The 21,919-nt window shown below is 71.2% G+C and carries 21 protein-coding genes; 7 read left to right on the top strand and 14 right to left on the bottom strand.

Annotated features, from left to right (window positions below):
- Window positions 1–20: 20 nt before the first annotated feature.
- On the bottom strand, window positions 21–1,811 hold the full coding sequence (gene metG / locus AB0K14_RS04855; RefSeq protein ID WP_360463919.1) for a methionine--tRNA ligase: 1,791 nt from the start codon (window positions 1,809–1,811) through the stop codon (window positions 21–23).
- 104 nt (window positions 1,812–1,915) lie between these two features.
- Here metG and AB0K14_RS04850 point away from each other — a divergent pair, with 104 nt between their 5' ends.
- On the top strand, window positions 1,916–2,182 hold the full coding sequence (locus tag AB0K14_RS04850) for a type II toxin-antitoxin system prevent-host-death family antitoxin (protein ID WP_360463922.1): 267 nt from the start codon (window positions 1,916–1,918) through the stop codon (window positions 2,180–2,182).
- Complete coding sequence (locus tag AB0K14_RS04845; protein ID WP_360463925.1) at window positions 2,170–2,583, top strand: PIN domain-containing protein; 414 nt, start codon at window positions 2,170–2,172, stop codon at window positions 2,581–2,583. The genes AB0K14_RS04850 and AB0K14_RS04845 overlap by 13 nt, the downstream gene beginning before the upstream one ends.
- Here AB0K14_RS04845 and rsmI read toward each other — a convergent pair.
- The gene (rsmI, locus tag AB0K14_RS04840) at window positions 2,570–3,415 is read right to left on the bottom strand and encodes a 16S rRNA (cytidine(1402)-2'-O)-methyltransferase (RefSeq protein ID WP_360463928.1); all 846 of its coding nucleotides are present in this window, start codon (window positions 3,413–3,415) and stop codon (window positions 2,570–2,572) included. The genes AB0K14_RS04845 and rsmI overlap by 14 nt on opposite strands.
- A gap of 33 nt (window positions 3,416–3,448) precedes the next feature.
- On the opposite strand from rsmI, the gene AB0K14_RS04835 reads away from it, so the two are divergent.
- The gene (locus AB0K14_RS04835; protein ID WP_360463998.1) at window positions 3,449–5,011 is read left to right on the top strand and encodes a phospholipid carrier-dependent glycosyltransferase; all 1,563 of its coding nucleotides are present in this window, start codon (window positions 3,449–3,451) and stop codon (window positions 5,009–5,011) included.
- Here the strand turns inward: AB0K14_RS04835 and AB0K14_RS04830 are convergent.
- Window positions 4,962–6,020: a hypothetical protein gene (locus AB0K14_RS04830; protein ID WP_360463931.1), complete on the bottom strand. Its 1,059-nt coding sequence runs from the start codon at window positions 6,018–6,020 to the stop codon at window positions 4,962–4,964. The two genes, AB0K14_RS04835 and AB0K14_RS04830, sit on opposite strands and share 50 nt — an antisense overlap.
- A 399-nt stretch (window positions 6,021–6,419) precedes the next feature.
- Complete coding sequence (locus AB0K14_RS04825; protein ID WP_360463934.1) at window positions 6,420–6,878, bottom strand: Lrp/AsnC family transcriptional regulator; 459 nt, start codon at window positions 6,876–6,878, stop codon at window positions 6,420–6,422.
- 104 nt (window positions 6,879–6,982) lie between these two features.
- On the opposite strand from AB0K14_RS04825, the gene AB0K14_RS04820 reads away from it, so the two are divergent.
- Together AB0K14_RS04820 and AB0K14_RS04815 are read left to right on the top strand one after the other, a co-directional pair.
- Window positions 6,983–7,375, top strand: a complete 393-nt coding sequence (locus AB0K14_RS04820) for a DUF2000 domain-containing protein (RefSeq protein WP_360463937.1) — start codon at window positions 6,983–6,985, stop codon at window positions 7,373–7,375.
- A complete protein-coding gene (locus AB0K14_RS04815) occupies window positions 7,372–8,490 on the top strand; it encodes an amino acid permease (protein WP_360463940.1) in 1,119 nt (372 codons plus the stop codon). The genes AB0K14_RS04820 and AB0K14_RS04815 overlap by 4 nt, the downstream gene beginning before the upstream one ends.
- Here AB0K14_RS04815 and AB0K14_RS04810 read toward each other — a convergent pair.
- The 8 genes from AB0K14_RS04810 to AB0K14_RS04775 all read right to left on the bottom strand — a co-directional run bounded on the left by AB0K14_RS04810 (window position 8,441) and on the right by AB0K14_RS04775 (window position 18,869).
- Complete coding sequence (locus AB0K14_RS04810) at window positions 8,441–10,423, bottom strand: protein kinase (protein WP_360463943.1); 1,983 nt, start codon at window positions 10,421–10,423, stop codon at window positions 8,441–8,443. The genes AB0K14_RS04815 and AB0K14_RS04810 overlap by 50 nt on opposite strands.
- A gap of 184 nt (window positions 10,424–10,607) precedes the next feature.
- On the bottom strand, window positions 10,608–11,927 hold the full coding sequence (locus tag AB0K14_RS04805; protein ID WP_360463946.1) for an alpha-lytic protease prodomain-containing protein: 1,320 nt from the start codon (window positions 11,925–11,927) through the stop codon (window positions 10,608–10,610).
- A 158-nt stretch (window positions 11,928–12,085) separates the two neighbouring features.
- Window positions 12,086–12,505, bottom strand: coding sequence for a VOC family protein (locus AB0K14_RS04800; protein WP_360463949.1), 420 nt, complete (start codon window positions 12,503–12,505; stop codon window positions 12,086–12,088).
- 31 nt (window positions 12,506–12,536) lie between these two features.
- Window positions 12,537–15,509, bottom strand: coding sequence for a UvrD-helicase domain-containing protein (locus AB0K14_RS04795; protein ID WP_360463952.1), 2,973 nt, complete (start codon window positions 15,507–15,509; stop codon window positions 12,537–12,539).
- Between the two features lie 75 nt (window positions 15,510–15,584).
- Window positions 15,585–16,424, bottom strand: coding sequence for an ABC transporter permease (locus tag AB0K14_RS04790; RefSeq protein WP_360463955.1), 840 nt, complete (start codon window positions 16,422–16,424; stop codon window positions 15,585–15,587).
- The gene (locus AB0K14_RS04785) at window positions 16,421–17,380 is read right to left on the bottom strand and encodes an ATP-binding cassette domain-containing protein (RefSeq protein WP_360463958.1); all 960 of its coding nucleotides are present in this window, start codon (window positions 17,378–17,380) and stop codon (window positions 16,421–16,423) included. The genes AB0K14_RS04790 and AB0K14_RS04785 overlap by 4 nt, the downstream gene beginning before the upstream one ends.
- 22 nt (window positions 17,381–17,402) lie before the next feature.
- The gene (locus AB0K14_RS04780) at window positions 17,403–18,248 is read right to left on the bottom strand and encodes a DUF4097 family beta strand repeat-containing protein (protein WP_360463961.1); all 846 of its coding nucleotides are present in this window, start codon (window positions 18,246–18,248) and stop codon (window positions 17,403–17,405) included.
- Window positions 18,249–18,335: 87 nt separating this feature from the next.
- On the bottom strand, window positions 18,336–18,869 hold the full coding sequence (locus AB0K14_RS04775) for a YlcI/YnfO family protein (protein ID WP_360463963.1): 534 nt from the start codon (window positions 18,867–18,869) through the stop codon (window positions 18,336–18,338).
- Window positions 18,870–18,964: 95 nt separating this feature from the next.
- On the opposite strand from AB0K14_RS04775, the gene AB0K14_RS04770 reads away from it, so the two are divergent.
- Window positions 18,965–19,615, top strand: a complete 651-nt coding sequence (locus AB0K14_RS04770) for a hypothetical protein (protein ID WP_360463966.1) — start codon at window positions 18,965–18,967, stop codon at window positions 19,613–19,615.
- A 71-nt stretch (window positions 19,616–19,686) separates the two neighbouring features.
- Here the strand turns inward: AB0K14_RS04770 and AB0K14_RS04765 are convergent, their stop codons facing one another.
- Both AB0K14_RS04765 and AB0K14_RS04760 read right to left on the bottom strand, forming a co-directional pair.
- Window positions 19,687–19,911: a hypothetical protein gene (locus AB0K14_RS04765; protein ID WP_360463969.1), complete on the bottom strand. Its 225-nt coding sequence runs from the start codon at window positions 19,909–19,911 to the stop codon at window positions 19,687–19,689.
- 494 nt (window positions 19,912–20,405) lie between these two features.
- Window positions 20,406–20,930, bottom strand: coding sequence for a hypothetical protein (locus AB0K14_RS04760; RefSeq protein ID WP_360463972.1), 525 nt, complete (start codon window positions 20,928–20,930; stop codon window positions 20,406–20,408).
- A gap of 498 nt (window positions 20,931–21,428) precedes the next feature.
- Between AB0K14_RS04760 and AB0K14_RS04755 the strand changes: the two genes are divergently transcribed.
- Entirely contained in the window at window positions 21,429–21,917 is a 489-nt protein-coding gene (locus AB0K14_RS04755) for a hypothetical protein (protein WP_360463974.1), read from the top strand.
- The last annotated feature ends 2 nt before the right edge of the window (window positions 21,918–21,919 follow it).

Raw genomic sequence — 21,919 nt, 5'->3', positions numbered from 1 at the left:
CGTGACCGTCGGCAGCGCGTTCACTTGGTGATCGGGGCCCACTCAGGCCCGGTCTCACCCAGCTCGGGGTCGAGCTTGGCGAACAGCGGCGCGGGCTTGGCCAGCGGCCGGCCCACCTCGATCGGCGTGGACGCCCAGGTGGCCTGCTCGCCCGCGTAGTCGCCGGTCAGCACCGGGTACTCGCGGTCGGGCACGTCCAGGTCGGCCACGTCGGTCAACTGCGGCTGGGCCGCCCACACGCCCGTGCCGCCCAGTGCCTCGTGCACCTTCTGCGCCGAGTGCGGCAGGAACGGCGTCAGCAGGGCGTTGGCGTCCTGCACGACCTGCAACGCGGTGTGCAGCACGGTGTCGCGGCGCTCCGGGTCGTCCTTGAGCTTCCACGGCTCCTGGTCGGACAGGTAGCGGTTGGCCGCGCCGACCACCTTCATCGCCTCGCTGGACGCCTGCTTGAACCGGGAGCGGCGCAGGTTCGCGCCCACCACGTCGAACGCCTTGCGGGACAGCTCCAGCAGCTCGTGGTCGGCCTGGGTGGGGCTGGTCGGCTTCGGGATCGCGCCCACGTTCTTGTGCGCCATCGAGATCGACCGGTTGACCAGGTTGCCCCACTCGTTGGCCAGCTCGAAGTTCGTCCGGCGGACGAACTCCTCCCAGGTGAAGTCGGTGTCCTGGTTCTCGGGGCCGGCCACGGAGATGAAGTAGCGCAGCGCGTCCGGGCCGAACTCCTTGAGGAAGTCCGTCACGTAGATGACCGTGCCGCGCGAGGTGGAGAACTTCGACCCGCTCATGGTCAGGAACTCGCTGGAGACCACCTCGGTGGGCAGGTTCAGCCTGCCGAACGAGCCGGGCTCGCCGCCCTTCGCGCCCTGGCCGTTCTGGCCGAGCAGCAGGGAGGGCCAGATCAGCGAGTGGAAGACGATGTTGTCCTTGCCCATGAAGTAGTAGCCCTGGGCGTCGCCGGTCCAGAACTCCTTCCAGGCGTCGTCGTCACCGGAGCGCCGCGCCCACTCGACGGACGCGCTCAGGTAGCCGATCACGGCGTCGAACCACACGTAGAAGCGCTTCATCGGCTGGTCGCGCCAGCCGTCGAGCGGGATGGGGATGCCCCAGTCCAGGTCGCGGGTGATGGCGCGCGGGCGCAGGTCGCCGATCAGGTTCTGGCTGAACTTGAGCACGTTCGGGCGCCACTCGGTGCGGGTCTGGAGCCAGCCGCCGAGGGCGTCGATGAACTGCGGGAGGTCGAGGAACAGGTGCTCGGTCTCGACGAACTTCGGCACCTCGCCGTTGATGCGGGAGCGCGGGTTCTTCAGGTCGACCGGGTCGAGCTGGTTGCCGCAGTTGTCGCACTGGTCGCCGCGGGCGCCGTCGTAGCCGCAGATCGGGCAGGTGCCCTCGATGTAGCGGTCGGGCAGGGTGCGGCCGGTGGACGGGCTGATCGCGCCCATCTCCGTCTTCGGGATCACGTAGCCGTTGCGCCAGAGGGCGAGGAACAGCTCCTGCACCACCTTGTAGTGGTTGCCGGTGGTGGTCCGGGTGAACAGGTCGTAGGACAGGCCGAGGCCGTGCAGGTCGTTCGCGATGACCCGGTGGTACTTGTCCACCAGGTCGCGGGTGGACATGCCCTCCTTCTCGGCCTGCACCGAGATGGGCGTGCCGTGCTCGTCCGAGCCGGAGACCATCAGCACCCGGTTGCCCGACATGCGCATGTAGCGGGAGAACACGTCGGAGGGGACACCGAAACCGGAGACGTGACCGATGTGGCGGGGGCCGTTGGCGTAGGGCCACGCCACCGCGGTCAGCACGGAGGCACTCATGGTCCAAGCCTACGGAGGCGCCCCCGACGGGTTTGCGCGGGTCGCGCCACCGGCCCCTCAGCCGACCCGACGTTCAGACAGTCAGATTCTGATAGTCTGAAGCGATGAAGGAAATGGCGGCGTCCGAAGCGTCGCGCAACTTCTCCGCCGTGTTGGACGAAGCCGAGCACGGCGAGACGATCGTGGTCACCCGCAACGGCCGACGGGTGGCCATGATCACGCCCGCGCCCAGGGCGAACGGCAAGGCGCTGCACGACGTCTTCCGCCGGTGGCACGGGCGCGCCGGGCTGGACGAGGAGTTCGCGGCCAACGTCGCTGCGGCTCGCGACGCGGTCTCCGGCGACCTGGACTCCGACCCGTGGCACGACTGATCCTCGACACCGGGGTGCTGGTCGCGGGCGTGCGCGGCGTTCTCGACCCGACCGCCATCTCCGATGAGGACGACGTGGCCCTGGCCGCCGTCGCGATGGCCGAGTACCTGGCCGGGCTGCTCCTCGACGGCGACCAAGGACGGGTCGCGGTGCAGCGCGCGTTCCTGGACGACCTGCTCACCACCATCCCGGTCGAGGACTACACGCCGGCCGTCGCGGAGCACCACGCGGCGCTGATGGCCCACATCAGGCGATCCGGTTCACCGCGCGGCGCGCACGCCGTGATCATCGCCGCCACCGCGCGCGCGACGAACCGCACGCTGGTGACCACCGACGGGCGTGCCCGGTTCGGCGACCTGCCCGGCGTCGACGTGCGGCTCGTCCCGGTCAAGAAGCGCTGATCACGGCGTCGTACAGGGCCTTCTTGCTCACCCCCGCCGCCTCGGCGACCTCCGCCGCCGCTGTCTTCGTCCGCTCGCCGTCGGCCACGCGTTGCTTCACCTCGGCCACCAGCACCTCGATCGGCGGGGTCTCGCGGGCCTCGGCGGGCGCCAGCACGACGGTGACCTCGCCGCGCACGCCCTCGGCGGCCCACTCGGCCAGCTCGCCGAGCCCGCCACGCCTGACCTCCTCGTAGGTCTTGGTCAGCTCCCGGCACACGGCGGCGCGGCGCTCGGGGCCCAGGACGTGGGCGGCGTCGGCGAGGGTGTCCGCCAGCCGGTGGGGTGACTCGAAGAAGACACACGTCCGGGGTTCGTCCAGCAGGCCGGCGAACCACCGCCGCCGCTCGCCCTGCTTGCGCGGCGGGAAGCCGTCGAAGCAGAAACGGTCCGACGGCAGGCCCGACACGGCCAGCGCGGTGGTCACGGCGGACGGCCCGGGCAGGCAGGTGACCCGGATGTCCTCCGCCACGCACGCGGCGACCAGGCGGTAGCCGGGGTCGGACACGCTGGGCATGCCGGCGTCGGTCACCAGCACCACCGTCCGACCCTCCCGCATGGCCTCCAGCAGGCCGGGCAGCCGGGCCGTCTCGACCTGGTCGTAGAAGCTCACCACCCGCCCGGTCGGCGTCACGTCCAGCGCCGCGACCAGCGACCGGAGCCGTCTGGTGTCCTCGGCCGCGATCACGTCGGCCGTGCCCAACGCCTCGACCAGGCGCGGTGAAGCGTCCCGGACGTCGCCGAGCGGAGTAGCCGCCAGCACCAAACGGCCTGATCCAGATACAGGTCTCACGCCTCTCACCCTACGATCGGGCGCGTGAGCCTGATCGCACCGCAGTCCGCAGACGACGTGGTCGCCGCCGGAGAGGTCCCGAAGGCGAGCCCGCCACCGGGCAACGACCGCGAGCAGCGGGCACGCCTGCTCGAACCCGGCCCGATGAGCGACGCCCTGAGGGGCTGGCTCGTCACGTTGACCGTGGCGCTGATCGGCGGTGTGGTGCGGTTCTGGAACCTCGGGTTCCCGACCGACAAGGGCACCCCGGTCTTCGACGAGAAGCACTACGTGCCGCAGGGCGCGCAGGTGCTGCGCAACGGCGGGTACGAGGACAACGCCGGCTACGAGCTGATCGTCCACCCGCCGCTGGGCAAGCAGCTCATCGCGATCGGCGAGTGGCTGTTCGGCTATGACGGCGTGGGCTGGCGGTTCGCCTCGGCCGTCGCCGGCACGTTGACGATCCTGCTGGTGGTGCGGATCGCCCGGCGGATGACGCGGTCGGACCTGATCGGCGCGATCGCGGGCGTGCTGCTGATCGCGGACGGCGTGAGCCACGTGCAGTCGCGGATGGGGATGCTCGACATCTTCCTGGCGTTCTTCGTGGTGGTCGCGTTCGCCTGCCTGGTGGTGGACCGGGACCAGGTGCGGTCGCGGTTGGCCGTGGCGGTGCGCGAGGGGTGGGTGAACGACTCGCCGTTCGGCCCGTGGCTGGGTTTCCGCTGGTGGCGCTTCGCCGGCGGGATCGCGCTCGGCCTCGCGTGCGGCGTGAAGTGGTCCGGCGTGTGGTACATCGCGTTCTTCGGCGTGCTGACGGTGGTCTGGAGCGCGTTGGCACGTCGTGCGGCGGGCGTGCGGCGGCCGTGGGCGGGTTCGTTCGCGAAGGACCTGCTGCCGTCGCTGTTCGCGCTGCTGGTGATCCCGATCCTGGCGTACCTGGCGACGTGGTGGGCGTGGTTCGCGTCGGAGACGGCCATCGACCGGCACGTCGCGGGCGTGAAGATCCCCGAGGACGGCTGGATCCCGGCGCCGCTGCGCGCGCTCTGGTACTACAGCGGCAACGTGCTGAACTTCCACACCGGCCTGGTCACGTCGGCGACCAACCAGCACCCGTGGGAGTCGAAGCCGTGGTCGTGGCCGATGGGCCTGCGGCCGATGCTGTACTACTTCGAGGGCGCCGTGCAGGGCTGCGGCGGGGCGAGCTGCGTGGGCGCGATCATGCTGATCGGCACGCCCGCCATGTGGTGGCTGGCGTTCCCGATGCTGGCGTGGGCGCTGTGGCAGTCGATCGCCAAGCTGGACTGGCGGTACGCGGCGGTGCTGGTCGGCTACGGCGCGGGCTTCCTGCCGTGGTTCGTCAACGTCGACCGGCAGATGTACTTCTTCTACGTGACGCCGATGGCGCCGTTCCTGGTGCTGGGCATCGCGCTGGCGTTGGGCGAGGTCCTGGGCAGGAGGACGGACGGCAAGGAGCGCCGGGGCACCGGTCTGCTCGCGGTCGCCCTCTACGTGGGCCTGGTGGTGGCCAACTTCGTGTGGCTGTGGCCGATCCTCAACGGCATACCGATCACCCCGGAGATCTGGGAAGCCCAGAAGTGGCTTCCGTCCTGGAACTGATCCCCGGTCCGTCCGCGAACGCTTCCACCGGTCGGATCCGCGGCGGTGCGGCGGCCCACGGCTTGAGGTTGCGCACGACGTCCTCGTAGAAGCGCGTGACGGCGCCCGACACGGAAGCGATGAACGAGTCCGGGCCGGTGCCGGGCCCGCTGCCCAGCGGGCCCGAGTCGGCGACGCGGAACCCGCGGATCTCCTTCGCCGGGTCCGCCACCAGCGCCGTCGGGTCCGCTCTCACGGTCCCCAGCGGTTGCGAAGCGCCCGCGCCCGGGCCGTGTGCCGCGAACGCTTCGAGCCGCACGGTGTCGGGCGCGTCCTTCAGCTGCCGGACCAGCCACTCGACCCGGGTGGTGGGGCGGCCCTCCCTCGGCCCGTCCAGGTCGACGTGGCAGGAGACGCGCCCGGCCCGCAGGTCCGCCGTCACCTGCAGCGCGCCGACCGTGCCGGCGATGTGGACGCCCGCGGTCAACCGCCCCTCGACGACGAGCCGGTCGACCTGCCTGGCGACCCGGGCGTGCGGCTCGGCCAGCTCCTTGCGGGTCAGGGCCGGCGTCACCTCCGCGCCGAGTCTGCGACCGAGTTCGAGGCTCGCGAACCGCACCAGCGCGTCGAAGCGCAAGGCCGCTCCGGCCGCGGTCGGGTCGGTCGCGCGCAGCGTGCCCGCCTGGACGGACTCCCGCAGCGCCACCCACGCCGGACCCATGTCCTCGAACGCCATCGTGCCTGATCGGGGGTGCTCCAGGTACCGGATCAGCTCACCGAGGATCCACGCCTGGTCGGCCTCGCCCAGGTGCTCCTTCTGCGCCACCGCCTCGCACAGCACCTCGGTCCACGACCAGTGGTGCAGGACGACCTCGTCCGCCGCCCGCCGGTCGACCGCGGTCGGGTGGTAGCCGGGCAGCGGCGGTATCTCGTTGGAGATCGTGAGCACCGCGTCGAAACCCCGTTCGCGGGCCAGGTCCAGGAGGTCTCCGAGCCGCCCGGCGGGCACCTCGTCGGCGCCGGTCCCCACCTCGACGAGCGCGGTCCACGACCGCTGCCGCGCACCACGCGGATCACCCCGTCGGGGACCACCTCGCGGTCTCCGAGGTCGAACGGCACCTCGACGAACCCCTGTACTGCGGCGGCGGGCGCGCCGAGTGGTCGCGTGAGGGCCTGCCCGAACCCGCGCACCGCGGACATCACCGCGAGCAGGGCGGACGTGGCCCGTCGTCGCCGTTCACCGGCGCCGTCGATGCCGGAGGTGGGGATCAACCGCGCGACGTGCGGGTTCTCCTCGGACGTCACGAGCCCACCTCGCTGACCGTTTCGCTGGAACACGAATCAAGGCCTAGGTCGGCGAGAACGTGGGATCCGTTAGCCGCGCGGACGTCGTTCACCCGTTCGCGCAACTGCCGCGCGGCCGCGGTGGTCAGCGCGGCAGTTCGGACAGCACCGGGTTGCGGATGCTCTCGTAGATCACCGAGCTGCGGAAGCTGATCACCTCGCGGCGCTCGCTGAGCCGGTCGATGAGGAACGCGTGCAGGTGTTCCAGGTCCGGCACGGCCAGGTGGATGAGGAAGTCGTCGTCCCCCGCCACCACGTACATCGCGGTCACCTCCGGCAGGGCGCCGATCGCGGCCTTGAAGTTGTCGATCACGAGGCGGCTCATCGGGCGCAGGCGAGCCGCGACGAAGGCCTGGACGGGGCGGTTCAGCGCGCCCAGGTCCACGTCCGCGTGGTAGCCCTTGATCACGCCGCGCTCACGCAGCGCGCGCACGCGTTCCAGGCACGTCGACGGCGCCACGCCGAGCCGCCTGGCCAGTTCGCGGTTCGTCAACCGCGCATCCAGTTGCAGGTTCCTGATGATCGCCGAATCAAGTTCGTCCACGACCCGATCATGTCAGGAGCGGGCGAACGAAGTTCGGTGACGCTGGATCACGTCGTTCAGGTGCGCAAGTCTGGGCGCAACCCACCGAACGAACGGACCGTCAGTTGCTGCCCGACAAACTCGCCCTGATCCTGCGTGATGACCTGCCGCCCAACCTCGCCGCCAACGCCGCCGTCTGCCTCGGCCTCACCCTCGGCGCCCGCCTGCCCGACCTGCTCGGCGAGGACGCCGCGGACGCCGACGGCACCGTCCACCTCGGCCTGAACACCTACCCGGTGCCGGTGCTGACCACCTCCGCCGAGCACCTCAAGGCCCTGCACCGGGCGGCGGGCGTGCTGAAGATCGGCTTCACCGAGGTCGCCCGCCGCGCCCGCGCCTACTCCGAGTACCTGGAAGCCCTCGCCCGCACCGAGGACCCGGAGTTCGTCGCCGTCGCCCTCTACGGGCCACGCGCGGAGGTCACCCGGCTGACCCGCAAGCTCCCGTTGATGGCATGAGGCTCACCGCGATGTACGTGGGCGCGGTCCTCGGCCCCGGCGTGCTCGTGCTGCCCGCCCTGGCCAACGCGGCCGCCGGGCCCGCGTCGATCCTGGCGTGGGCCGCGCTGCTCGCGTTGAGCGTCCCGATCGCGGTGTCGTTCGCCCGGCTCGGCGAACGGCACCGCGGCGGGGTGGTCGGCTTCGTGCACACCGCGTTCGGTCGCCCGGCCGCGCGGTCGGTCGCGTGGTGGTTCTACCTGGCCGGTGTGCCGTTCGGGGTGCTCGGCGGTGCTTTGGTCGGCGGCCGGTACATCGCCCACGCGCTGGGCGGCGGCGACCCCGCGGTGATCGGCGTCGTGCTGCTGGCCGCCGCGTTCGCCGCCAACTACGCCGGGCTGCGGGTGTCGGCGAGCGCGCAGGTCCTGCTGGTCGGGCTGCTGGCGGTGCTGCTGGCCGTGGCCATCGCCTGCGCCGCGCCGAGCGTGGCGCGGACCGACTTCGAGCCCTTCGCACCGCACGGGTGGCCAGCCGTCGGGCACGCCGCCGTGGTGCTGTTCTTCGCGTTCTCCGGCTGGGAGGCGGCGAGCAACCTCGCCGACGAGTTCACCGACCCGCGGCGGGCGACCCGGCGGACGCTGGTCGTCGTGGCGGTGCTCTACCTGGGGCTCGCGATCACCACGGCTGGCACCACCAGCGACGTCCCGCTCGCCGACCTGCTGGAACGCGCGTTCGGCCCGGCCGCGCGACCGGTCACGGCGGTGGCCGCGACGCTGCTGACGTTCGGCGCGATCAACACCTACCTGGCGGGCGGCGCACGCCTGGGCGGACGGCACGGCCTGACCGGCCTGCTGGTGCTGTGCGCGCTGCTCACGGCCGTCACCCTGCGCCTTGAGGTCGGTCTGGACACGCTCATGCGGGTCGCGTCGACCACGCTGGCGGCGGTGACGGCGGCGGGTCTGGCCGCCGCCGTCAAGCTCCTCCGCAGCCGCACGGCCGCGTTCGCCCTCGCCTGCACGGCACTGGTGCTGGCGTTCTCCGGCGCGCTGCTCGCCGTGCCGCTGGTCCTCGGGGTCGCGGCCCTGGTCAGCGCACGGGTCGGGTCGGCGGCTCCGGCCGGTCGATCATCCTCGTGACCGGGCCTTCCTTGCTCAGCCCTGCCTGGGACAGCCACGTGCTCAGCTCGGACCGGATGGCCGTCAGCGACGGCCGCCGGGCCGGGTCGGCGTCGAGGGCGCTGGTGAGCAGCCGGTGGTGCGCGCTGTGCTGGGGCAGCTTCACGCACGGCTCGCCCTGCGCGGCCGCCATCAGCGACGAGATCGGGTTCTCCCGCGTGCCGCGCGGGGGGTGGCCGGTGAGCGCGTAGCTGACCGTCGCGGCCAGCTGCCAACCGTCCGAGGCGGGGCTGGCCGCCTCGCCGCGGGCGGTCTCCGGTGCGAGGAAGTCGGGCGTGCCGACCATCATCCCGGTGGCGGTGAGGGTGCTGTCGCCCTTCGACCGGGCGATGCCGAAGTCGATCAGGTGCGCGGTGCCCTGGGTGTCCACGATGACGTTGGACGGCTTCACGTCCCGGTGCAGCACGCCCTGCTCGTGCGCGGCGGCCAGCGCGTCCGCCATGTTCACCCAGAGCCGGGCGGCGAGGGTGTCGGCGAGCAGACCGCTGTTCAGCACGACGTCGGACAGCGGCCTGCCGTCGATGTACTCCATGACGATGGCCAGGCCGTCCGGGTCCTGCACGATGTCGAACACGCGCACGCAGTTCGGGTGCCGCACGGCGGCCAGAGCGCGCGCTTCACGCAACATGCGCTGCTCGGTGTCGTTGTCGGGGGCGTGCGCGAGCTTCACCGCGACCGTGCGCGCCAGCTGCTCGTCCACGGCCAACCACACCGTGCCGAAGCCACCGCGGCCGAGCTGGCGGATCCGCCGGAACCGCCCGGCGGCCGGGTTCCACACCTTGCCGGAGTCGGGCGGGGGCGTCGGCGTGCTGCCGGCGCTGCCGCCGCCCGGCCCGAACGGCAGCGGACCGGGGGTGTCGGCGAGCTGCGCGGGCTGTTCCACCCGGGTCGGCTTGGGCGGCTCGACGGGCACGTCGGCGACCCGCGTCGGCGGGTAGTGCCGCTGCGGCGGCGTCGGCCGGTAGGGCGGGACCGGCTGGTACGGCGGGATCTGCGCGGGCTGGTAGGGCGGCGGCTTCTCCACCTTGTACGGCGGCGGCTTCTGCGGTTGCTGGGGCTGGTGGCCCTGGGACTGCCGGCCCTGGCCCGGCTCGCTCCGCGCCGACTGGCCCTGGACCGGCTTGTTCTGGACCGGCTGGCTGTGCGCCGGCTGGTTGTGCGACTGCTGGCTGTGGGGCGGCGTTCTCGACACCGCGGGTTGCGGGCTCGGGTTCCCGCGATCGCGACCGGGGCGGTTCAGCATGGCGGTAGTCAACCCGAAAACCCGCACCACGAGGGAGCCCAACACCGCGATCGGGAAGAACCCGAGCAGCAGCTGGCCCACCAGCGTGACCGGCAGCGCGGACGTGGACAGCAGCAGCACCAGGAACGGCGGCCAGAACACCCGGCGCGGCCAGTTCGGCCCGAGCCGGAACGCCGAGCCCGCCTGGAGCATCACGAACAGCAGGCACAGCAGCGCCAGCAGCGCCGTCGCACCGGCCGCGATCAGCTGCGGCACACCCGCCCGACCGGTGATCGTCTCGACGATCGACCCCGTGCCGACCAGGTACTCGTACTGGCTGAACGCCGCGCACGGCCGCTGGTCCAGCGACTCCATGCCCGCCAGCGCACGGGTGCGCACCAGCTTGTACGTGGCCGTGAACGCCATCCACGGCAGCACCAGCGTGCTGACCACGCCGAGCACGGCGAAGATCGCGCCGGTGATCGGGCCGTAGGAGTTGCCGACCACGCGGCGGACCGTGATCGACAGCAGCGCGGCGACCGTCGGCAGCACGCCGATCAGGGCGCCGAACGCGGTGACGGTCCAGGCCCAGTCACCCGGGCAGAGGGGCACACCGGACCAGCCGTGCAGCCACGCCAGCAGCGACTCGGCCAGCTCCACGACCCGCACCACCCCTTCTCGTCGTGTCTCAGGGTACGGGTGCGTGCCACACGGGCAGTGCCGTCCGGGCAACATCACGCAGTTCAGCCCGCGTGGCGCCGGTCCCGGGGCTCCTCACTGCCTGGTGGAACGGGAGAGGGGGCCCGGCTCGCCGCGAGGGCGAGCCGGACCCCCGGCGCGTGCGCTCGCCGCTAGCTCACACGCGCCCCCACAAGGCGGGCACCGTCGGCGGATCCCAGCCTGGTTGGGACGTGTGCCCCTGCAAGCACCTGTACCCGACGCCGTCGTACGTCACGAGGGAGCCGGTCGCGTACGCGACGCCTGGCTGCCAGGTGGTCTGGCCCGGGTTGGTGGTGGTCGTCGTGGTCGGCGAGGTGGTGCTGGTCGGCGTGCCGCCGCCACTGACGATCAACTGGAGGCCGTAGACCTGGAGGATCTCGTTGACCGGCTGGAAGTAGATCGTCCCGCCGGACGTGCAGTTCCCGGAGCCACCGGAGGTGACGCCCTGCGCCTGGTCGCCGGTCAACCACGAGCCGCCGGAGTCGCCGGGTTCGGCGCAGGCGTTCGTGCGGGTCAGACCGGTGATCGTGCCTTCGGGGTAGGTCACGGAGGCGTTCTTCTGCTGGATGGTGCCGCAGCGCCAGCCGGTGGTGGAACCGGAGCGGCAGACCGAGGCGCCCACCGGGGCCTCGGTCGAACCCGCCACCGGCACCGTGCCGGGGTGGCGGTTGACCAGGGGCCGGCCGGTGTTGCCCGCGGCCGTGCGGACCCAGGCGTAGTCGTTGCCGGGGAAGCTGGAGCCGGCGAACGTGCCGCTGGGTTGGGTGGTGGTCGCGCCCGTGCGGCCGCAGTGGCCGGCGGTGACGAAGCCGCCGTTGACCGCGAACCCGACCGAGCACCGCGAGCCGCTGCCGATGTAGTAGGCGTTGCCGCCGATCACGTCGATCAGCGGGCGGGGCTCCTCGGTGGACGGTTCGATCCGGACGTCGGCGTCGGCGAGCCCGCTGGCGCGCGCAAACGCTTTCGCGGCGGCCACGTCGCGGGCCAGGACGACCAGTGTGTTGGTGGGCACGTCGACGTACCAGCCGGGCACGGACCTCGGCGCGGTGCGGGCGTTGCGGTCGAGCTCGACCTTGAGGGCGTCGAGCTGGGCGAGTGAGCGGTCGACCAGCGCCGGCTTCGCACCCGCCGCCTCGACGGCCCGGACCTGCGAGGCGGCCGTGACGCCGACGACGAGCTCGGTGGCGTCCGCGTTCAGCCAGGCGCCCGCGAAGCCGGGACCGAGCCGTGCCTTGAGGACGGACTCGGTCCGGGCCGCGACCGCCTCCCGTTCGATGCGGGCCCGGGCCTGGTCGGGGGTGAGGTTCAGGTCGCGCGCCATGGCGGCGACCATGCCGCCGTCCGCGGCGAGCCGCGGCGGTGGTGGACCGGCGGTCGCGGTGGTGGCCAGCGCGGCTGCCAATCCGGCAGCGCTCAGGACCGCCACGGCGACCGCGGCGACGCTACGTCGAGTCATCCGCTTGTCTCCTTGCAGGGTGGTGACACGGGATGCGGGGCCGTACACCCGACGCTAGGCGGCGCGGACGTGCGGCGGATATGCCAGTCACGTCATAACGCCACGTTATGGTCCAGTCCACTTCCGATCTTGGGAGGACCTGCTCCGAGGGGCCGCGATCAGCAGACGCAGAACTCGTTGCCCTCCGGGTCGGCCATGACGACGTGGTGTTCCGGGTACTCCCGCACCACGCTCCCGCCGGCCTCCAGCAGCTGGTCGACCTTCCTCAGGACCGTCGGCCACCGCTCCGCCGCCGGCGCCCCCGAGCTCACCCGCACGTCCAGGTGCAGCCGGATCTTCTGCGTCTTCGGCTCCCGCACCTGCTGCAGGAACAGCCTCGGTCCCACGCCGGCCGGGTCGTGCAGCCAGGCGCCGTCGTCCTGGTCGTCGTCCGGGTCGTCGAAGTGCGCCACCCACTCCGCCCTCGTCCTGAACGGCGGGGGTGGGGGCTCGTCCTCGTAGCCCAGCGCCAGCTTCCAGAACTCCGCCAGCCGCGTCGGGTGGTGGCAGTCGAGGGCCAATCCGATGGTGTGCGCCATGCCCCGACGGTAGAGCCGGGGTCCGACGGTGTCAGAGGAGGCTGAGCTGGGTTCCCTTGCGCCTGCGGCGCGGCTGGGGGTCGCCCACCTGCTCGTAGGCGCGCAAGGCCGCCAGGAACGGCGACCTCGGTCGTCCGGCCGCGTGGCTCAGGAACAGGTGCCGCTGCGCCCTGGTCATGCCCACGAACAGCAGGCGGCGCTCCTCGTCCTCCGCTTCGCGGTCGTCGTCACCCGGCCACCGCAGCGGCAGCAGACCGTCCTCGCACCCGACGACGAACACGACCGGGAACTCCAGGCCCTTCGACGCGTGCAGCGTGAGCAGCGAGATCCGGTCCGCCCGCGGGTCCCACGTGTCCACCTCCACCCCCAGCGCGAGCGCCGTGTGGAAGCGCTCGAAGTCCGCACCGCACTCAGCGGCCAACGGCTTGAGCAGCTCGTACGCGGTGTGGTCGTCGCCCGCCACGGCACGCACCCGCTCCAGCGCGGTGGCACCGGCGGCGAACTTGAGGTCGTGCGCGATCCGGGCCACCCCGGGACGGTCCGCCAACCGGTCGTGCGACCGCTTCTGGAACGGCAGGCCGGACTGCGTCAGCGCCTCCACCAACGCCCGCGCCTGCCGGTCGGTCCGGTAGAGCACGGCGAAGTCCGAGAAGCCGAGGCCTTGCGTGCCGTCGCCCACCACGCGCCCGCTGTCCAGCGCGTGGAACGACGCACCGCCCAGCACCTGCTCGATCGTCCGCGCCACGAACCCCGCCTCGGCCGCCTCCGACGACGCGTGGTGCACGCCGATGGGCGCGGCGCCGTGGTCCACCATCGGTCGCAGTTCACGACCCGGCACGAGCGACGACGGCGCGATCACCTCCAGCGCACCCGTGACGACCGCCGCCGAGGACCGGTAGTTCCTGGTCAGCTGCACGGTCCGGGCGCCGGGGAAGTCCTCCCGGAACCGCAGGAAGAACCCGACGTCGGCGCCGCGGAACCGGTAGATCGCCTGGTCCGGATCGCCGATCGCGGTCAGGTTGCCCTCCGGCGGCGCCAGCAGCCGCAGCAGCCGGTACTGCTGCTCGTCCACGTCCTGGTACTCGTCCACCGAGACCCACCGCCACCGCGCGCGGTAGGCGTCGACCAGGTCGGGCGACTCCTCCAGCAACGACAGCGGCAACGAGATGAGGTCGTCGAAGTCCACCAGGTCCTGCGCCCGCAACGCCTTCTTGTACCGGGCGTCCCCGGCGGCGACCAGCGCCCGCGCCTCCTTCTCGTCCGCGACGACCGACATCGCCACCGCCGACTGCCGCTCCGGGTCCGCCACCCCGAACGACGCCGACAACCCGAAGGCCGCGTGGTGCTCGCGCAGGATCAGCACACCGAGCGAGTGGAACGTCGCGATCGTCAGCCTGCCGACGGCGTCCGGCGCCAGCACCGCCAACCGTTCCGCCATCTCCTCCGCCGCACGCCGGGTGAACGTGATCGCCAGGCACTCGGCGGGCGGCACGCCCCGGGACGTCACCAGGTCCGCGATCCGGTGCGTCAACGTCCGCGTCTTCCCCGTGCCCGGACCCGCGATGATCAGCAACGGACCACCGGCCACCTCGGCCGCCGCCCGCTGCTCCGGGTCCAGCCCGTCCAGCAGCGAGTGGCCGCCCGGCGCGACCGCGACCGGGGCAGGATCGGCGACGGGAGCGGGAGCCGGACGGGCACGCTCCACAGTGGACTGAACGGGCGCGGCGTAGTCGAACAGGGCGAACGACGAACGCCGCCGCTCCAGCTCACCCGGCTCGAACACGCGGATCACGCCGTACTCGCCGTCGTACCCCGGGTCGCGCACCACCTCACCCCGCCGCAGCCGCGTCACCGCCTCGGCCAGCAACGGCGAGTGCACGGCGATGTCGTCGGCCGGCACGTCCCGCAGGATCACCAGCTCCGGCCCCAACGCGGCGGTCAGCTTGTCGATCTCACCCAGCACCTTCTTGCTCTTCGGCCCGGTGCCCACGATCTCGCTCACGATCTCCGGCAACGGCACCAGGCTGGTGAACCCGGCCGCGCCCGCGGGCCGCGCGCCGTGCGCCCGGTCGGCCAGCTCCTCCACCCGGCTGAGCACCCCGACCGTCAACGGCTTGCCGCACTCCGGGCAGATCCCGCGGTGCGCCGACGTCTCCTCGGGTTCCATCCGCACACCGCACTTGCGGTGCCCGTCGACGTGGTACTTGCCCTCCTCCGGGAAGAACTCCAAGGACCCGGCGAACCCGTCACCGGTCTCCAGCGCCGCGCGCACCGAGTAGTAGTCCAACTCCGTGTCGAACACGGTCGCCTCACGCCCCAGCGCGGGCGGCGAGTGCGCGTCCGAGTTGCTGACCAGCCGGTACTTGTCGAGCCCCGACACCCGCCAGTTCATCTCCGGGTCGGACGACAGGCCGGTCTCCACCGCGAAGACGTGGGACGCGAGGTCGGCGTAGCAGTCCTCGATCGCGTCGAACCCGGACTTCGACCCGAGCACCGCGAACCACGGCGTCCAGACGTGCGCGGGCACCAGGTAGCCGCCGCACTCCAGCGTGATCTCCAGCAGGTCGCGCGAGTCCAGCCCGAGGATCGGCCGCCCGTCGGACCCGAGGTTGCCGATCTTGGCCAGCCGGGCGTTGAACCGGGCCGCCGACGACAGGTCCGGCATGTACACGAGGTGGTGCACCTTGCGGGTGCGGTCGTCGCGCTTGTAGATGGTGGAGATCTCCACCGACAGCATGAACCGCACGGGCGCGGTCGCCAGCGACGGCGGCAGCCTGCGGTCGATGTCGCGGTCGAGGTCGTCGCGCAGCCGGAACAGGCCGGGCGAGGCCTCGACCAGGTTCTCGGTCAGGTGGTCGTACCAGGCCGGGTGGGTGAAGTCGCCGGTGCCGACCAGCGAGATCCCCTTGCGCCGGGCCCACCAGGTCAGGTGTTCGAGGTCGCAGTCGCGGCTGCAGGCCCGGGAGTACTTGGAGTGGATGTGAAGATCCGCCACAAAGCGCACCGGCCAGAGCGTAACGGCGAAGCGCCGAACCCCCGACACGGGACTCGGCACTCCGCGCACTTCTGGCTCAGGCCGTCAACGCGAGTCCTCGCGGTTGAACAGCTTCTTCGACCAGAGGTACCCGACCAGCGCGATGACGGTGCACCAGCCGAGCGCGACCCACGCGTTGTGCCCGATCGGCTTGTCCAGCAGCAGCCCCCGCAGCGTCTCGATGATCGGGGTGAACGGCTGGTACTCGGCGAACCAGCGCAGCCCGGCCGGCATCGAGTCGGTCGGCACGAAACCGCTGCCCAGGAACGGCAGCAGCACCAGCGGCATGGGCAGGTTGCTCGCCGACTCGACGGACTTGCTCACCTGGCCGAGCGCGACGGACAACCACACCAGCGCGAAGGTCACCGCCAGCAGGAAACCGACCGTGGCCAACCACTCGACCGGACCGGCGGTGGGCCGGAAGCCGACCAGCACCGCCACGCCGATCACGACCGCCAGGCCGAACACCGCCTGGATCATGCTGCCCAGGACGTGCCCGGTCAGCACCGAGACGCGGGCGATGTGCATGGTGCGGAACCGGGCGATGATGCCCTCGGTCATGTCCATCGCGATCGAGACCGCGGTTCCCTGGACCGTGGCCGACACCATCATCAGGATGATCGCGGGCGCCACGTAGTTGGCGTACGCCGCGCGGCCGCCGACCCCGCCGCCGGACACCTCCCCGCCGAGCCCGGCCCCCAGCGTGCCGCCGAGCACGTAAACGAACAGCAGCAGGAAGATGACGGGCATCCCGACGAGCATCAAGGTCATCGACGGGTACCGCAGCATGCGCTTGAGGTTGCGGCGCAGCATCGTCGCCGAGTCGCGCAGCGGGTGGAAGCGCAGGGCGGTCGGAACGGGACCGGCGAGGGCGTGGGTGCTCATCGGGAGTTCACCTTCTCGTTGCTGGGGTCGCCGGTGAGGGCGAGGAAGACGTCGTCGAGGTCGGGGGTGTGCACGGACAGCTCCTCGACCTCGACGGCCCGGTCGTCGAGCCGCCCGATCAGGGCCTTCAGCGCGTGCAGGCTGCCGTCGTTGGGCACCCGCAGGGCGAGCGCGTCGTCGTCGCGCGAGACCTGGTCCAGCACGCCGACGGCCGCTTCGAGGCCCCGCCGGTCGGCGAACCGCAGGCGGACGTGCCCGCCGGGGATGCGGCGCTTCAGCTCCTCCGAGGTCCCCTCGGCGACCACCCGGCCGCGGTCGAGGACCGCGATCCGGTCCGCCAGCTCGTCGGCCTCCTCCAGGTACTGCGTGGTCAGGAAGATGGTGACGCCGCCCGCCACGAGCTCCCGGACGATCCGCCACATGCCCCGGCGGCTGCGCGGGTCCAGGCCGGTGGTCGGCTCGTCGAGGAAGATCACCTGCGGGTCGCCGACCAGGGTCATCGCCAGGTCGAGCCGGCGGCGCATGCCCCCGGAGTAGGTCGCGACGGACTTGCGGGCCGCGTCGACCAGGTCGAACCGGTCGAGCAGCTCGGCGGCGCGCCGGCGGGCCTCGCCCCGGCCGAGGTGGTGCAGGTCCGCCATCAGCCGCAGGTTCTCCTCGCCGGTGAGCAGGTTGTCCACCGCGGAGAACTGACCCGTGACGCCGATCGCGGCGCGCACCGCGTCCGGTTCGCGGGCCAGGTCGTGCCCGGCCACCCGGACGTCACCGGCGTCGGCGCGGAGCAACGTGGACAGGATCTTGACCGTGGTGGTCTTCCCGGCGCCGTTCGCGCCGAGCAGCGCGAAGACCGTTCCCCGGGGCACGGTCAGGTCGATGCCGTCGAGCACCACGTGGTCGCCGAAGGACTTGCGCAGACCGGTAGCCGTGATCGCCGGCCGGGATTGCTTGCTGGTCATGGTTCTTCCCCTTGCCGGTGGATCAGGAGCGGTGGATGGTGATGTCGCCGTAGGACGTGCGGCCGCGCACCTCGACGGTCTCGTCGGACTCCTCGGGCCGGGCGGCGGTCTCCAGCAGGTTGCGCACGTGCCCGAACCCGGTGTTCACGTCGAGCCAGGCCGCGGTGCCCTCGGCGACGCCGATGTCCAGGCCGCCCATGCCGGTCCCGAGCACGACCGAACCGCGGACCACCTCGCCGAGCCGGATGCTGCCGTTGGAGGTCTTCGCGTCGACGCCGGCGCCCGCCCGCTCGACGGAGATGTCGCCGTTGGCGGAGCGCACCCGGACCTCGCCGGTGGCCGCGTCGATCGTCGTGTCGCCGTTGGAGTTCTTGACCACCGCGGTGCCCTCGACCGCGCCGAGCCGGACCTTGCCGGAGCCGGTGGAGACCTCGGCGTTGCCCGCGACCGCTTCGACGGTGATCTCGCCGCTCGACGTGTCCACGCGCAGCGGGCCGGTCCGTTCGAGCCGGAAGTTGCCGACGGACGTCTTGAACTTGCACTCGCCGAGCAGGCCGGCGCAAAGGGCGTCACCCAACTGCGTGTCGGCGGACACCCCGGAGCCGCTGGGCAGTTCGAGGGACACCTCGACCGACCTGGTCTTGCGGGAGAAGTCGAAGGGGCGTGCCCGCAGCCCGACGACCCGCAGCACGCCGGCGCTGAAGTCGACGCGGACCTGCTCGGCGGCCTTCACGTCGGACTCGTCGGACTCGTCGGTCGGGCGGACCTCGACCACGGTGTCGGTGCGGTCGCTCGCGGTGATCCGCACGTTGGCGACGCCGAGTTCGAGCGTGACGGAGATCGGTTCGGGCGTGTCGAATTTGGGCATGGTCGTCCCCCATCGTGGGTGTGTGAGCCGTTCCCGCAGGTCGGGGAAGCGGTGCGGTGTAACGAGGTGCTGGTGGCGCGGAGTGGGCTAGCGGACCCAGCCGGTGATGCGCTGCTTGGCCCGCTTGCCGCCGGCGTGCGGCTCGGGGCGCTGCTCGCGATCGGACCGCTGCAGGGCCGCGGCCGCCGCCCGGACCAGCCAGGCGTTGACCGAGCGGCCCTCCTTGGCCGCCGCCTCCTCGACCGCGGCCTTGAGCTGCTCGGGCAGGCGCACGTTGATCCGCGCGGCGGGGCCGTCCTCGGCGAGGAGCAGGCCGCTGTCCGGCGCGTCGTCCGCCGTCGTCGGGGGCTCGTCCGCCGCGAACCCGACTTGCTCGGCGGGTGGCGGGGTCACGACGAAGTTCGGATCGCGTCCGCGCAGGCGCAGCTCCACCGAGCCGGGGGCCAGGTCCAGCGTGATCTCATCGGCGGCGGCCGACAGCGCGTCCAGCAGGGTCATCCGGATCGCCGATTCGAGTGACCCGGTCAGGCGCTCGACCAGCACACGTGCCTCGTCGCCGCCGGCTTCGGCCAAGGTGGTGAACTCACGTCCGAGGTTGCTCACATACGAGGTCAAGTCCATGGCACCACTTTGGCACATCGATGGCACACGCACAAGTCGTCGTGGCTCAGGCGAGGTGTCAGACGTGGCACCACAGCGGATTGGGGAGTCTGCCGATGCGTTTACACCCTGGTGAGACCGAGGCCGTCGGCTGGCACGTGGTGACCGTGCACGACGCCGTCCGGCAGCTGAGGGAGGCGTGCCCCGACGTCACCGGACGTCCGCGGGTGATCGCGATCGACGGGCGGGGCGGTGCCGGCAAGACGACCCTGGCCGAGCGGCTACGCGAGGTGGCACCACGCTCCGCCGTCGTGCACACCGACGACGTCGCCTGGAACCACGCCTACTTCGACTGGGGCGCCGTGCTCGTCGAGAACGTCCTGCGCCCCCTGCACCGGGGCGAGGCGGTGGACTTCCGCCCCGACGCCTGGACCACCCACGACCGCCCCGGATCCATCGCCATCCCCGCCGGTGTCGACTTCGTCTGGGTCGAGGGCACGGGCATCATCCGCGCAGAACTCGCCCCGTGGTTGGACGCCTCGGTGTGGATGCAGGGCGACCTGGACGAGCAGGAACGGTTGCTGGTCGCCCGCGACGGCGACTCCCCCGCGCAACAGGAGCACGTGGCGAACTGGCTGCTCGAAGAACTGCCGTTCCTGCTGCGGGAACGGCCGTGGGCCCGAGCCACCCTGATCGTCGCCGGTCCGGCGCAGATCGCCCACGACCCGGACACCGAGCTGGTCATCGCGCCGCCGACCGGCTCTTGACGTCCCAGAGCACCCGACCCGCCGGGACCGAGTACCGGCTCAGCAACTCACGCCGCCGGGTACCGACACGGTCAACCGATGCCGTCACTGCCGTAGGAGCCACTGGTGATGCCGTCACTGCCACCCGCACCGTGCGGACCGAGCCGCGCCCGACCGATCGTGTCCGCACCGGACCGACCCCTGGTGTCGGCGGGCGCCACCAACCCCGCCCGCTGAGCGCGGGCACGCCGGTCGACCAGGTATGCGACGAGCAGCAGAACCGCGCAAAAGATCACGAAGTAGATCCAGGTCGGCATAGCCGTCACCTCATCGTCATCGACTGATAGCCGAGTATGCGCCTGACGTCCTCCACCGGCGGCGGACTTGAGCATTGCTTGACATTCCACGCGATCAAGCCGCACGCCTCTCCGTCCCCACGGATGTGGCCGACCCAGGCCTCACCACCGGCTCCGGGTCGCCAGACCCTCCAGGCTCGGCAACTCGCGGAACGCCCGAACCACCCACCGTCGACACGACAAATCGAATTCGGCGACAAGCCCGGAAACACACTGGCCGTCAACCGAATCGGCAATCCGCCCCCGGCTCTGCCCCAGGGCCGGCTCGTGCCCGTCTCCCCGAGTGCCCAACCCCACCGAGGTCGCCCACGCAGAAGAGGCGGGAACCGACTCATCGGTTCGCCCGCAGTAGTAGATCTCGGACGAAGAAGATGGCAGCGCAACGACCGGCCACCAGCACAGCCAACCGCATAACCATGACACGATCCGTCACCCGATCAAGTGGCTGAGACCCGCTAGCGTGAGATGAAGAAGAACGCCAGCAGCGCGACGCTCCAGCACCCCACAGCGATGGCCAGTCGTTGCACCATCCCGCGCAGCCACCATCTGTCATGTCCATCCTCCGCCATGTTGCTGATCAACGCGCGGACGGCCAGGTAGACGGCGTAGCCGGTCATGTAGGTGGCGAAGCAACTGGCGACGACGCCCGTCAGCAGCGCCATGGTCACCACCATATTGCCCTTGTCCTCGGGTCTGGGCGACCAATCCATGAGTGCTTGGTTCAGCCCTAGGAAAGTCCCAATGCCAGCCAGCCTCAAGGCGACACGGAGCAGGAACGGCAGATGACGACTGGGCAACGGTGGCGGGACCGGCACGACAGGCACCGACGGCTGGTAGTAAACGTGCTGGGTGTTGATGTTCTGGGTGTTGATGTGCTGGTTGATGACATCCCGTCCGGCCTGATGGACAGAACTTTGATCAGAAGCATGGGCAGCCAGCTTCCCCAGCATGTCTTCCCGCCCCTCGCCTAGCTGGTCCATGCGCGCCTCCCGAGCACCTCTGCACTCTCCCACGCCCCACCGACATTTTTCAGCGGACCACACTTCGATCACCCACAAGCTCCACTGGGAGTGATGTGCAAGGTCCTCCTGACGCGATCCCGAACGGTCGACGTGCTGCCAACCGTCGACACGTTCGAGCTCCTTCCCGCCATATTGCGGATCAGCCCGCTGCTTGATGCATGCCAGGTGGCGCGTCATAGATATTCGACCGGCGGACGCGCACAACTCAGACTCGGAGAATTACCTCCTCCGGCATCCCGCTCGACAAGTCACGCGCCCAAGTCGATGAGGTCGACGCTGCCGCGTCGCTGCTCCGACACGGTCTCACCGTGCTGAAGTCGTACCGGTTCGCAGCGCACGACGCCGATGCAGTCTTCGTCTGCCTGGCACGGAGGAGACCTACGAACGAGTGCAACGTGTGCCGAACAAGCAGCGCTCTGCGGACTGAAGAAGCGGCTGCTGGGCAGGCTTGACGAGTTGGACGTCAAGGAAGACCGCTTGCTCGACTTGCTGCTGGGTGACACCGACTGGCCGAAGGCGAAGATCAAGTCGAAGCTCGCGGAGATCGCCGGCGAGCGCCGCGAGATCGATCAGCAACTCGCCGACACCACCAGCAAGCTCGACGTCGGACGGGAGCCTTTCGGTGCGGCGCTCCGGCTGCTCGCCGACCTGCAGGGCTTCTACCTCCGCGGAGGTGGCGCGGTGAAGCGTGGAGTGATCAAGGTGGTGTTCGAGAAGCTGCACCTCGACGCTGAAGCCGACGCACGCGGCGTCGTGGGCAGCGACAGCCTGGCACCGGGCATCGCTGGGCTTGTCGAGACTGGGGGCACATGCCCATGCCAGGCAGCAGGTCGAACGGCCCGGAAACGCCGAAGGCGGCTCCCTCCTGGTGGAGGAAGCCGCCTTCGAGCGGGCTACCGATGCGGAGCTACTTGCCCTTGTCCTTGCGGACAAGGGTTCAAGTAGTG

This window comes from Actinosynnema sp. NPDC050801, assembly GCF_040673975.1.
Taxonomy (GTDB): domain Bacteria; phylum Actinomycetota; class Actinomycetes; order Mycobacteriales; family Pseudonocardiaceae; genus Actinosynnema.
Note: the sequence above shows the minus strand (reverse complement) of the source record. Positions and strands in the feature narration are given on the sequence as shown.